Source organism: Bradyrhizobium sp. 179 (genome assembly GCF_023073535.1).
GTDB lineage: Bacteria > Pseudomonadota > Alphaproteobacteria > Rhizobiales > Xanthobacteraceae > Bradyrhizobium.
The window spans coordinates 83,604-95,224 of sequence record NZ_JADPJR010000160.1 but is presented as its reverse complement, the minus strand read 5'-3'; the positions used below and the strand labels follow the sequence as shown (position 1 = coordinate 95,224).

Genomic DNA, 11,621 nt, shown 5'->3' with positions numbered 1-11,621 from the left:
CTTCCTCAGACATGACGGTTGACCAGGGATTCCAGATATTCCTGCCGGCCCGAGCGCGGCTGCGGGTCGAAGCCGGGGCCGAGCGCACGGTCGGCGAGATCGGCGAGTGAACGCTGGCCACCGAGAATGGCCCGGCCCTCGGGCCTGGCCCATCCTTCGTAGCGCTTGGCAAGCGGTGTGGTGAGCACGCCGGCGTCGAGCATGTCGGCGGCGGCAAGGAAGGCGCGCGCGCAGGCATCCATCGAGCCGACATGGGCGTGGATCAGATCGTCGGGATCGATCGACTGACGCCTGATCTTGGCATCGAAATTGAGCCCGCCCGCGGTGAAGCCGCCGTGGTTCAGGATCTCGTGGAACACCAAGGCGAGCTCCGGCACGTTCATCGCGAACTGGTCGGTGTCCCAGCCGAGCAGATCGTCGCCGCGGTTGACGTCGAGCGAGCCGAATACGCCGAGCGCCTCGGCGAGCGCAACCTCGTGATGGAAGGAGTGACCGGCGAGGATGGCGTGGTTCTGCTCGATGTTGAGCTTGACGTCGTTCAGGAGATCGTAGCGCTCGAGGAAGCCGTAACAGGTGGCGACGTCGAAATCGTATTGATGCTTGGTCGGCTCCTTCGGCTTGGGCTCGATCAGGATCGGCCCCTTGAAGCCTATTCTGTGCTTGTGCTCGACCACCAGCGAGACGAAGCGGCCGAGCTGGTCGAGCTCGCGCTTGAGATCGGTGTTGAGCAGCGTCTCGTAGCCCTCGCGCCCGCCCCATAGCACGTAATTCTGGCCGCCGAGCCGGTGCGTCACCTCCAGCGCAGCGCGGACCTGGCCGGCGGCATAGGTGAAGATATCGGGGTCCGGATTGGTCGCGGCGCCCGCCATGTAGCGACGATGCGTGAACAGATTGGCCGTGCCCCAGAGCAGACGGACCTTCGCGGAAGCCATCTTCGCCTCGAACAGATCGGCAATCGCGTTGAGATTGGCGACGGACTCGCTGAGCGAGGCGCCTTCCGGCGCCGCATCGACGTCGTGGAAGGTGAAGAACGGCACGTCCAGCAGGCGGAACAGCTCGAAGGCAACATCGGCCTTCGCCCGCGCCAGCGCCATCGCATCGGTGCCGTGGTGCCAGGGCCGCAGGAAGGTCTCGCCGCCGAAGGGATCCGCGCCCGGCCAGCAGAACGAATGCCAATAGCAGACGGCAAATCGTAAGTGGTCCTCCAGCCGGCGGCCATGCACGAGGCGGTCCTTGTCGTACCAGCGGAAGGCGGGCGTGTTGTCCGCATCTTTGCCGGCAAAGGCGACAGGCCTGCTGGCCTCGAAGAATTTGGCTGACGCGTTCACTCAGGCAGTCTCCTTCAATGCAGGATAAAGCGCCCGCCAGCGCAGATAGGCCTCGTCATAGGCCGCAGTGACGGACGGGCGGGGTGTGAAGCTCGCGAGCCGCCGCGGGGGTTTGCAGACCGCTGCGGGGTCCTCGCCGGTCGCGGCGATACGGCCGAGCCGCGCAGCGCCGAGCGCGGCGCCCACTTCGCCTTCCTCAACGCGATGAACGGGAATGCCGAGCACGTCGGCGCAGATCTGCGCCCACAGCGGCGAGCGCGAGCCACCGCCGACCAGATCGAGCTCAGCAAGCGGCCCACTCGCCGCGCTCAGCGCGGCCAGATTGTCGCGCGCGGCAAAGGCGACGCCTTCGAGCACGGCCTGGACGATCTGCGATCGCCCGGTCGCACCGCGCAAGCCCACAAAGGCGCCGCTGGCGGCGGCATCGTTGTGCGGCGTACGCTCGCCATCGAGATACGGCAGGAAAGAGACGGGGCTGGGCCCGTCGACACGCTCGCCGAGCGGCGCCAAGAGCGCTGCGGCGGGAGTCTCCATCACGCCAGACAGCCAGGCGAGCGAGGCCGCGGCCGACAGCATCACCCCCATCTGATGCCAGAGGCCGGGCAGCGCATGGCAGAAGGCATGCACGGCCGAAGCCGGCGCCGGCGCGAAGCGGTCGGTAACGCGGAAGACCACGCCCGACGTGCCCAGCGACAGGAAGGCATTGCCCGGCGCGATCGCGCCAAGCCCGATCGCGCTCGCCGCATTGTCGCCGGCGCCGCCGGCGACCACGACATCCGCAGTCATGCCCCAGCGCTGCGCGTATTCCGACGCAAGCACCGCGCTCACCTCGCTGCCCTCGACCAGGCGCGGCATGTGATGCAGATCGAGCCCGGTGGCATGCAGCAACAGTGCCGACCAGCGGCGCAGACCAACATCCAGCCACAGCGTGCCGGCGGCGTCCGACATATCCTCGACCATTTCGCCGGTGAGGCGATAGCGGACATAGGCCTTGGGCAGCAGCACCTTTGCGACGCGATCGAAGATCTTTGGCTCATGCCGCGCCACCCAGAGCAGCTTCGGCGCGGTGAAGCCAGGCATGGCGAGATTGCCGGCGATCGCGTGCAACGACGGACAGCGCCGCTCCAGCATGGCGCATTCGGCGTGCGAGCGGCCGTCGTTCCAGAGAATCGCGGAACGCAGCGGCCGCCCATCCTCGCCAAGCAGCGTCGCGCCGTGCATTTGGCCCGACAGCCCGATGCCGGCGACCCGCGCGACCTCGCGCGGATGGCGGGCGGCGAGATCGTCCACCGCGCCGATCGCCGCATCGACCCAGGCGTCCGGATCCTGCTCGGACCACAGCGGCGCCGGGTGCGACAGCGCAAGCTCGCGCGCGGCCGTCGCGACAATCGCGCCGGCTTCGCTCACGAGCACCGCTTTCACACCGGACGTGCCGATGTCTAGTCCGAGATACACGCCATCCTCCCTTTACCTGTCGCGGTGCGCGAGCTTGACGTCGCATTCACCGCTGCCGACCATTTTGAAATCCAGCTGCCACTAGGGCAGATTGTCCCGCATCACGATGTCGATCCTGATCTTCTCCTGTTCGCGCAAGATCGGCTCGCCGCGGGCGAGCGCGAGCAGAACGCGCACGGCAGCACGCGCCTCATGGCCCGGGTTCTGCGAGATCGCCGCATCCATCACGCCCTGCAACAGCAGCCGCCGTGTCAACGCGGTGACGTCATGCCCGACGAACACCACTTGCTTATCGCGGCCGGCATCGGTCAAAGCCTTGGCGACGCCTTGCGTGCCGGCGCCGACGTTATAAAGGCCGACAATGTCAGCATGCCTGCCGAACAGCCGCGCCAATACTTGCTCCGAACGCTCGTCCTCGTCGCGCCCTTCCAGCACCGGCAGCACGCTGAGATCCGGGAATTCCGTCGCCATCACCTGGTTGAAGCCGAAGATGCGCTCGGCGTGGTCGCGCAGGCCCTGCGAGCCCGCGACGATCGCGACCTTGCCGAACCTCTGGCCGACCAGCCGCCCGACCAGCGCGCCGGCGGTGCGACCCGCAGCGATGTTGTCGATGCCGACATAATGATGGCGGCGCGAGGACGGCACGTCCGAGACCAGCGTCACCACCTTGGCGCCGGCATCGACGAGATCGTTGATGGCGGCGCGGACACCCGGATGGTCCAGCGCCACCACGGCGATGCCATCGTAATCGCCCGATAGCGCCTCCAGCGTGCCTGCGAGCGCGGAGGGGTCGAAGACGTCGGTCGCCACCATCTCGACGCTGAGGCGGCGGGCCGACAGCCAGGCCGACATTTCGCCGAGATAGGCTTCGATCTGCTGCATGAACGGGTTCGAGCCGGACGGCATCACGAAAGCGAAGCGCCGGGCGCGGCTGCGGGCGAGCTCGGCGGCGGCAACGTGCGGCTGGAACGAATTGCGCTCGATCGCCGCCTTGACGCGCCGCACCGTGTCCGGGCGCACGCCCGGGCGGTTGTGGAGGACGCGGTCGACCGTGGCGAGGCTGACGCCGGCCTCGCGGGCGATATCCTTCAGCGTCAGCGCAGTCGGGGTGAGCGTCTCGGCCATGGCTGAAGGCTAGCAGAGGTGTTTTGAGGTACGCAACTCATTTTGATGGACGATAATCATTTGGCTCCCTCCTCCCAGGAACAGGACCTTCACTTGGCCGTTGCCGCCGCGTGCGTAACGACATCACCCATGATCCCGGCGAGGGCCTGAGCCCGACGCTCGAGCGCAACATCAAGGCGCTGGTCGCGCGGCGGCGTGGGGAGCAGCGGGCTGCGACGGGCCAGGAAAAACTCGCCGACGCGATCACGGCCTTCACCGGCAGCATGCCGTTTGTTTATCTCCACCTGGCCATATTTGGTTTCTGGATCATCGCCAACCTGAATTGGCTGCCAGGGATCCGGGCCTGGGACGAGAGTTTTGTGGTGCTGGCGATGATCGCCTCGGTGGAAGCGATTTTCCTCTCCACCTTCGTGCTGATCTCGCAGAACCGCATGACCGCCGCCGCGGACAAGCGCGCCGATCTCGACCTCCAGATCAGCCTGCTCGCCGAGCATGAACTGACCAAGGTTGCCCGCCTGCTCACGCAGATCGCCGAGCGGCTCGACGTCAAACCTGACTCGAAGCGCGATCTGGAGGAAGCGGCCCGGGACATCGCCCCCGAACGCGTGCTCGACAAGATCGAGGAGACGCGAAGAAGTTGAGGCTGCATGCACCTTGCGCCAGTCGGCAGGCTCAGCTGGTGGTTAGATCCAGCGTCAGGAACAGGCTGTTGGGATCCTCGACATAGCCTTCGAATGGACCGCAGGCGACGAAGCCGTGGGCCTGGTAGAGGGCGTGCGCGGGTTTGAAATAATCCCAGGAGCCGGTCTCCAGGCTGAGCCGCGTCATGCCGCGCATGCGGGCTTCACTGATGATGTGGCGGAGCATCTGGCCGCCGAAGCCGCGCCGGCGCGTGGTCTGCAGGTGTGCATCGACTTCACCTCGCCGTGGTCGGCCGAAAGCGTCTTCAGCGCGCCGGTGGGACCAGTGTCTCGCCGTCCCAGCCGGTCCAGAATGCGATGTCGGGTCCACGAAGACCGGAGAGATCAAGTGCATGGGCGCTACCGGGCGCGGTCTGCGCCCGCGCCGCCGTGACGTGGTGATCGAGCAGCGCGATGACGCGGGGATCAAAGGTGTCGCCGGGGCGGATGTGCATCGTCAGGGCCTCACTCCAGGGTCTCGCATCGGTGCCCTCACATCTTGCCGTAGGAAGCGCCGCGCCGCGTGATGACAACGTAGCGCGCATCCTGCCGGGTCTCGTTCTCGAAAATCACCGCGCGCATCACGTCGAAATCCAGACAATCGCCCTCGCGCAACCGCACCGCCTTGGCGTCGATATGCACGGCGATGGCGCCCTCCAGCATCAACAGCTGTTGGGTGAACGCGTTGCGGCCCCAGGGACTGTATGGCACCCGCGCGCCGGCCGGCAGGTCGACGACGATGATCTCGATCCCGCTCGCCGCATCGGTCGGCGAGGCGTGGCGCCTTCGATAGCCGCTGTCGGGATCGCGCCAATGCGGCTGATCGGCAAGTCGCACCAAGCGCTCGGGCGGCTTCTCGGCCAGCGCAACGACATCGCTGAGCGACACGTCGAGCGCTGCGCAGAGTTTTCCGAGCAGCGCAGCCGTCGCACTGCTCTGCGCCCGCTCCACCCGCCCGATCATGGCCCGGCTGACGCCGGACCGAGCCGCCAGTTCGTTCAACGTCATGCCGGCCTGGGTCCGCAGCGTCTTCAGGCGGCGGCCGATCGCGCGATCGAGTTTCTGCTGGTCCATTTTTTTCAGCCCCGGCCTTCATCCAAACATTGCCCAGTGCAAGGACCGCATGCCGCCTCGACCAACCTAAGCCGGGCGAGAGGCGAATGCGGGGAGCGCCAGTCCAATATATTAGAATCTTTGCGCAGCCAGGACACCCGATTAGGATGCTTCCCATAATCACGACCGGGAGGCGACGTGGGCGAGCCGACGCAGCGGACGATCAAGGCCAACGGTATCAGCCTCAACGTCGCCGAGCAGGGCGATGGGCCAATGGTGCTGCTCTGCCACGGCTTTCCGGAAGGCTGGTACTCCTGGCGCCACCAGCTCGACGCGCTGGCAGCGGCCGGCTACCGCGCTGTTGCGCCCGACATGCGCGGCTATGGCAAGAGCGACCGGCCCGAAGCGATCGACCAGTATACGATCTTGCACATGGTCGGCGATCTCGTCGGCGTGCTCGACGCGTTCGAGGCGAAGGACGCCGTGATCGTCGGGCATGATTGGGGCGCGACAATCGCCTGGCACACGGCGCGCCTGCGTCCCGATCGCTTCCGTGCCGCTGCCATTCTCAGCGTACCCTATCGCCCGCGCAGTCCCGTGCGGCCGACCAGCGTCATGCCGCGGACAGCGGATGCGCAGTTCTATCAGCTGTACTTTCAGGAGCCCGGTGTCGCCGAAGCGGAGTTCGAACGGGATCCGCGCGCAACGCTCGGCGCCATGCTCTTCGGCGGTTCCGGCGAAGGGGCGGCGGCGATCCGCGCCAATGCCGAGCGTGCCGGCAGGACCGTCGGCGTCGGGATGGTCTCGCGCAAGGATGGCATGTTGCCGAAGGTGCAGGTGCCGCTCCCCTCATGGCTGAGCGTCGCCGACCTCGACCATTACGGCGTCGAATTTGCCCGCAGTGGGTTTCGCGGGCCGCTCAACTATTACCGTAACATCGATCGCAACTGGGAGCTGATGGCGGCCTTCGAGGGGGTGAAGGTGACCGTGCCCTCACTCTTCATCGCCGGCGATCGTGACATGGTCATTGCCTTTCCCGGTGCCGCCGAGCATCTCGCCAACATGAGACAATGGGTGCCGCAGCTGCGCGAGATCAAGATGCTGCCGGGCTGCGGACATTGGACGCAGCAGGAGCGGCCGGCGGAGGTGAACGCGGCGATCGTGGAATTCCTGCGAAGCCTGCCGAACTGAAGCCTGGAGCGGGCGAAGGGAATCGAACCCTCGTATGCAGCTTGGGAAGCTGCCGTTCTACCATTGAACTACGCCCGCGCGCGGGTGCTTCGCGCACCTCCTGATTAGCCGAGACAGCGCCGCGCGCCAAGCGCTTTGGCGCAGGCAACCTGACGCTTCTTAACGGTTTGGCAAGATTCCAGGTGCGCCGGATTGTGGCGGTGTTATGATTTCGTGTCTGGGGAGACGTGCACTGAGTGGGGCGTGTGCATGGTGGGGCGTGGTTACGCGATCTTCGACACGGCCATAGGGCGCTGCGGCATCGTCTGGAGCAGCACCGGCGTGGTCGCCGTGCAATTGCCGGAGGCGCGGGAGATCGACACCCGACGCCGGATTTTTGCGCTCCATCCCGAGGCGCGTGAGCAACGGCCGTCCAAAAACGCCGAGCTTGCAATCGAGGGCATCGTGGGTCTGCTGCAGGGCAGCGACCCCGATTTTTCCAACGTCAGCCTGGACGCCGGCGGGCCGGTTTCAACCGGCGCGTCTACGAATACGCCTGCACCATTCCGCGCGGGGACACGCGCACTTATCACGAGATTGCCAAGGCGCTGGGCGCCTCCGGTGCCGCGCATTCGGTGGCGCAGGCGATCGCGAAAAATCCGTTCATGCTGATCGTCCCCTGCCACCGGGTGCTGGAGGCCAGCAATTACACCGACCGGCGCTCGCCCTACGCCGGCGTGATCTCCAAGCGACGGCTGCTGGCGCTCGAGGGCGCCCATCCCATCGCCAGCAAGACGCTGTTCGAGGTGCTGCTGCCGGTTGCCCCGCCACGCGTTCCCACCTAGATAGGCGGCATGGACGCGACCACGCTGCTGACGACGCCATCGATGACGGTCTCCGAATTTCGCTGCGATGCGGGACCGGAGGACACACCCTTTGCAGAATGCCGCACCGGGCATTCCATCGCCTATGTCCGCTCCGGCAGCTTCGGCTGCCATTGCCGCGCCGGCTTCTTCGAACTGGTGGCGGGATCAATGCTGGTCGGCACGCCCGGCGAGGAATACACCTGCACGCATGAGCACGTGTGCGGCGATATCTGCCTTTCGTTCTTCCTGAGCGAGGACCTGGTCGAGACTCTCGGCGGGCGGCGTGAGGTCTGGCACGTCGGCGCGACGCCGCCGCTGCCCGAGCTGATGGTGCTGGGCGAGCTGGCCCAGACGGCGGCAGATGGCAACAGCGATCTCGGCCTCGACGAAGTCGGCCAAATCCTGGCCGGCCGCTTCATTGAGGTCGTCTCAGGCAAGACGCGCAAGCCGGCGCCGCCCACCGCGCGCGACCGCCGGCGCGCGGTGGAAGCCGCGCTGTGGATCGACGAGAACTCGCAATCCGAGCTCGACCTCGAGCAGGCAGCAAAGCAGACCGGCCTCAGCCCGTTTCATTTTCTCCGGCTGTTCTCGGCGGTGCTCGGCGTCACCCCGCATCAATATCTGGTGCGCTCGCGCTTGCGACATGCCGCGCGGCTGCTCACCGAGGACGATACCGCGGTCACCGACATCGCCTATGACGTCGGCTTTGGCGATCTCTCCAACTTCGTCCGCACCTTCCATCGCGCCGCCGGCGTATCCCCGACCAAGTTCCGGCAGGCCTCGAAGGGGGAGCGCAAGATTCTCCAAGAGCAGCTTGCCCTCAACTGACTAGGTTCGTCTCCGGCGCGCGCCATCAAGCGGCGCGCAGTGCAAATGGAGACGATCATGTACGACCACATCGGATTGCGCGTTGCCGACCTCGATGCCGCCACGCGCTTCTACAGCGCAGTGCTGGCGCCGCTCGGCTATATCCTGTGCTCAAGCGGCGACGGCTATGCCGGCTTCGGGCCGAAGGGCGAGCCGGCGCTGTGGCTGCACCTGAACAAGGGACGCAAGGCCGATGGCGCGCATATCGCCTTCCGCGCCAAGGATCACGACGCGGTCAAGGCGTTCCACAGCGAAGGGCTGAAGAGCGGCGGTCGCGACAATGGCGGCGCCGGCCCACGCAAGGATTACAGCCCGACCTATTATGCGGCGTTTTTGATCGACCCTGATGGCAACAATGTCGAGGCGGTTTGTGCGTGAGCGTGCTCGCGCCTCGCTACAAGCCGTCATGCCCCGGCTTGCCGCCTTCGCTAAAACTTCGGCGGCCGAGCGCCCTTGAGGCCCCGGCGTAGCGTTGGCGGAGCCGGGACCGGGTCATCCAGTACGCCGCGGCTTCGCGATCCTATCACGTCGGTCTCTGGAATACTGGATTGCCCGATCAAGTCGGGCGATGACGGCCCTATCGCCCGCCTCTCCACATTATAGGAAATAGGAATCCCCATGGCCTCCATCCACAATGACATTCCCCTTCCCGCCTCCGCGCGCGACGTCTGGGACGCCGTGCGCGACTTCGGCGCGCTGCATCAGCGGCTGGTGCCGGGCTTCGTCACCGCCTGCAACCTCGACGGCGATGCGCGCATCGTCACCTTTGCCAACGGTTCGGTGGCACGCGAGGTGCTGGTCGATTGCGACGACGCGCGGCGACGGCTGGTCTATGCGATCAACAACGAGCGGCTGAAGCACTACAGCGCCTGCGTGCAGGTGATCGCCGAGGGCGAGACGAGGTGCCGTCTGGTCTGGACCATCGACATGTTGCCGAACGAGCTTGCGTCCTATGTTCAGGGGCAGACCAGCGAAGCCGTGATCGCGTTGCACAAGGCCTTTCCGCCCGCCGCGGCGTGACCTTTCTCACAGCGATCCGCCCTCGCCAGCCGTAACCATGGCGACGTGCGTCCGGTTGGCTCCGCTCTCCCGGCGGAGCCGCGCACGCGAGGAGCATGCCATGAGAGGTGCGGACAAGGTGATCTGCCAGGCGGCCGCCGTGCTGCTGTTGTTTTCCGTCGCGAGCACGCCGGCGAAGGCGCAGCTTGCGGGTTTTGGTGGCGGTGCCGGCGGCGAGGACATGATGACCCAGATGGCGCCAATGCTGGAGATGATGAAGGCGAAGATGGGCAAGCGCCGCTTCGCCATGCTGATGCAGACCATGGGCCCGATGATGAGTCGCATGATGGAGAACGGCGGCGGGCTTGGTGGCATGATGGGTGGCGGAGGCTTCGGTGCGCCGAACTACGGCGGCTACACGCCGATGAGCGGCGGCTATATGCCAGTCGGGATCGGCAGTATGGGCAGCGGCGACATTATGGGCATGCTCGGTGGCGCCGGAGGCGGAGACATGATGGCGATGATCCCGCAATTGATGCGGCTCGCCAATGCCGGCGGCGGCCATCGCCGCCACAGGCATCGCTAGTCGGCAACAGCTGACAGAGCTGGCCTGATCGCAGGTTTCGTCTTGCGCGGTCCCCAGCGGGTCAGCACCACGCTGGAGCACGACAGCAGGCCGAGCACGACCATCGAGCTTGCGGCGAGCCAGAAGAAGCTCTGCGCGCTGGCGTCGTGGGCCGACAGCCACCAGCCACAAGCGGCGATGTAGATCAATCGCGCGGTCTGCGCCAGCACCGGCCCGATCACCTTGGCGGCGCCCTGCGAGGAGAAATACATCGTCGTTGCGAGGCCGAAGAAGGCGTAGAACGGTCCGACCGTCGAGAGATATTGATGGCTCGCCGCACGCACGGCCACGCTGTCGGTGAAGATGTTGACCCAGAGATCGGGGAAGATCGCAACGAGGCATGCCGGCGCGCCGACTGCCACGAAAGCCGCAGCACTGGCGATCCAGGCGATGCGCCGGGCGCGCGCGATGCGGCCCGCGCCGATCGCCATCCCGACCATCGGCACACAGGCGATGCCGAACGAGAATGCGATCGAGGTCAGCAGGAATTCCAGCCGCGCGCCGATACCGTAGCCGGCGAGGATCGCGGTGCCGAACTGCGCCAGCATGTGAGTGAAGATCGAGATCGTCAGCACCGATTGCAACGGCGAGAAGCAGGCGATGGCGCCGACCTTCAGGATGTCGAAAAACATCGCCCATTGGATGCGCAGGCCGCGCAGCTTCAGGACGATTCGGGCGCGGCCGGAGAACAGGTACCAGCCCATCACGCCGATGTTCATGCAATAGGCGATCAGCGCGCCGGCCGCGACGCCGCGCATGCCGAGCTGCGGCACCGGCCCGAGCCCAAGGCCCAGCGTGCCCCCCAGCACGATCTGCCAGACCGCCGAGTTGAGGATCAACAGCGACGGCAGCTTCATGTTGCCGGTGCCGCGCAGGACGCCCGCCAGGGTGTTGAGCAGCCAGGGCAGCACCGCGCCGCCGAAAAACACCTGCGTGTAGGCGATGGCGTGGGTCAGCACATTGCCACGGCCGCCGAGCAATTCCAGCAGGCGCGGCCCGAAGATCAGCATGCCCAGCATGAAGACGAGACCGAAACTGATGCCGATCAGAATCGCGTGCACGGCGAGGTTTCCGGCGCGCTCGCGATCCCCGGCGCCCAGCGCACGCGCGATGGCGGAGGCCACCGCGCCGCCCATGGCGCCGCCCGACATCGTCATGGTCAGGATCACGGTCGGAAACACCAGCGCCATCGCGGCCAGCGCCTCGACGCCGAGCCGGCCGACATAGGAGGTCTCGGCGATCACCACGCACATGCCGGCCGACAACCCGATCACGTTCGGCCAAGCGAGCCCAAGCAGGGTGCGCAGAATCGGACCGTCGGTCAGCGCGCTCCTGACGGGACGCGGAGGCGGCGGCAGCGGGCGCTCCTGTTCATCGACCGGGATTTCGGCGATGTCGGACATGTCTTCTCCCGGACACGAGCGCCATTTGCGGCGCGGCAATAAACAGGTGT

The 11,621-nt window shown here is 66.4% G+C and carries 11 protein-coding genes, 1 tRNA gene and 2 pseudogenes; 7 read left to right on the top strand and 7 right to left on the bottom strand.

Going from position 1 to position 11,621, the window contains the following annotated elements; genetic code table 11:
* Positions 1-5: 5 nt before the first annotated feature.
* The 3 genes from xylA to IVB12_RS36960 form a co-directional block, all read right to left on the bottom strand.
* On the bottom strand, positions 6-1,328 hold the full coding sequence (gene xylA, locus IVB12_RS36970; protein WP_247307792.1) for a xylose isomerase: 1,323 nt from the start codon (positions 1,326-1,328) through the stop codon (positions 6-8).
* Entirely contained in the window at positions 1,329-2,783 is a 1,455-nt protein-coding gene (gene xylB / locus IVB12_RS36965; protein ID WP_247307791.1) for a xylulokinase, read from the bottom strand.
* 81 nt (positions 2,784-2,864) lie between these two features.
* Entirely contained in the window at positions 2,865-3,908 is a 1,044-nt protein-coding gene (locus IVB12_RS36960; protein ID WP_247307790.1) for a LacI family DNA-binding transcriptional regulator, read from the bottom strand.
* Between the two features lie 110 nt (positions 3,909-4,018).
* Between IVB12_RS36960 and IVB12_RS36955 the strand changes: the two genes are divergently transcribed.
* Positions 4,019-4,549 carry a DUF1003 domain-containing protein gene (locus IVB12_RS36955; protein WP_247307789.1) on the top strand — a complete coding sequence of 177 codons (531 nt, stop codon included), beginning with the start codon at positions 4,019-4,021 and terminating at the stop codon, positions 4,547-4,549.
* A gap of 31 nt (positions 4,550-4,580) precedes the next feature.
* Here IVB12_RS36955 and IVB12_RS38565 read toward each other — a convergent pair.
* Both IVB12_RS38565 and IVB12_RS36940 read right to left on the bottom strand, forming a co-directional pair.
* Positions 4,581-5,043, bottom strand: a pseudogene (locus IVB12_RS38565) (GNAT family N-acetyltransferase).
* A 37-nt stretch (positions 5,044-5,080) separates the two neighbouring features.
* Entirely contained in the window at positions 5,081-5,662 is a 582-nt protein-coding gene (locus IVB12_RS36940; RefSeq protein ID WP_247307786.1) for an XRE family transcriptional regulator, read from the bottom strand.
* A 177-nt stretch (positions 5,663-5,839) separates the two neighbouring features.
* Between IVB12_RS36940 and IVB12_RS36935 the strand changes: the two genes are divergently transcribed.
* A complete protein-coding gene (locus tag IVB12_RS36935; RefSeq protein ID WP_247307785.1) occupies positions 5,840-6,832 on the top strand; it encodes an alpha/beta hydrolase in 993 nt (330 codons plus the stop codon).
* Positions 6,833-6,836: 4 nt separating this feature from the next.
* Here the strand turns inward: IVB12_RS36935 and IVB12_RS36930 are convergent.
* Positions 6,837-6,910 (bottom strand) — tRNA-Gly (locus tag IVB12_RS36930).
* A 171-nt stretch (positions 6,911-7,081) separates the two neighbouring features.
* On the opposite strand from IVB12_RS36930, the pseudogene IVB12_RS36925 reads away from it, so the two are divergent.
* The 5 genes and pseudogenes from IVB12_RS36925 (at position 7,082) to IVB12_RS36905 (ending at position 10,129) form a co-directional block, all read left to right on the top strand.
* Positions 7,082-7,656 (top strand): annotated as a pseudogene (locus IVB12_RS36925) (methylated-DNA--[protein]-cysteine S-methyltransferase).
* A 9-nt stretch (positions 7,657-7,665) separates the two neighbouring features.
* Positions 7,666-8,505: an AraC family transcriptional regulator gene (locus IVB12_RS36920; protein ID WP_247307783.1), complete on the top strand. Its 840-nt coding sequence runs from the start codon at positions 7,666-7,668 to the stop codon at positions 8,503-8,505.
* A gap of 57 nt (positions 8,506-8,562) precedes the next feature.
* The gene (locus IVB12_RS36915) at positions 8,563-8,922 is read left to right on the top strand and encodes a VOC family protein (RefSeq protein ID WP_247307781.1); all 360 of its coding nucleotides are present in this window, start codon (positions 8,563-8,565) and stop codon (positions 8,920-8,922) included.
* A 240-nt stretch (positions 8,923-9,162) separates the two neighbouring features.
* Entirely contained in the window at positions 9,163-9,564 is a 402-nt protein-coding gene (locus tag IVB12_RS36910) for an SRPBCC family protein (RefSeq protein WP_247307779.1), read from the top strand.
* 100 nt (positions 9,565-9,664) lie between these two features.
* Positions 9,665-10,129 (top strand): hypothetical protein, encoded by a 465-nt coding sequence (locus IVB12_RS36905; RefSeq protein WP_247307777.1) that lies wholly within the window; start codon positions 9,665-9,667, stop codon positions 10,127-10,129.
* Here IVB12_RS36905 and IVB12_RS36900 read toward each other — a convergent pair.
* Positions 10,126-11,571 carry an MATE family efflux transporter gene (locus tag IVB12_RS36900; RefSeq protein ID WP_247307775.1) on the bottom strand — a complete coding sequence of 482 codons (1,446 nt, stop codon included), beginning with the start codon at positions 11,569-11,571 and terminating at the stop codon, positions 10,126-10,128. The genes IVB12_RS36905 and IVB12_RS36900 overlap by 4 nt on opposite strands.
* Between the last annotated feature and the right edge of the window lie 50 nt (positions 11,572-11,621).

Excerpts from the sequence above, each read along its gene's own strand:
- IVB12_RS36940 (WP_247307786.1), bottom strand. The coding sequence starts at position 5,662 with ATGGACCAGCAGAAACTCGATCGCGCGATCGGCCGCCGCCTGAAGACG.
- IVB12_RS36960 (WP_247307790.1), bottom strand. The coding sequence starts at position 3,908 with ATGGCCGAGACGCTCACCCCGACTGCGCTGACGCTGAAGGATATCGCC.
- IVB12_RS36900 (WP_247307775.1), bottom strand. The coding sequence starts at position 11,571 with ATGTCCGACATCGCCGAAATCCCGGTCGATGAACAGGAGCGCCCGCTG.
- IVB12_RS36905 (WP_247307777.1), top strand. The coding sequence starts at position 9,665 with ATGAGAGGTGCGGACAAGGTGATCTGCCAGGCGGCCGCCGTGCTGCTG.
- IVB12_RS36915 (WP_247307781.1), top strand. The coding sequence starts at position 8,563 with ATGTACGACCACATCGGATTGCGCGTTGCCGACCTCGATGCCGCCACG.
- IVB12_RS36920 (WP_247307783.1), top strand. The coding sequence starts at position 7,666 with ATGGACGCGACCACGCTGCTGACGACGCCATCGATGACGGTCTCCGAA.
- IVB12_RS36910 (WP_247307779.1), top strand. The coding sequence starts at position 9,163 with ATGGCCTCCATCCACAATGACATTCCCCTTCCCGCCTCCGCGCGCGAC.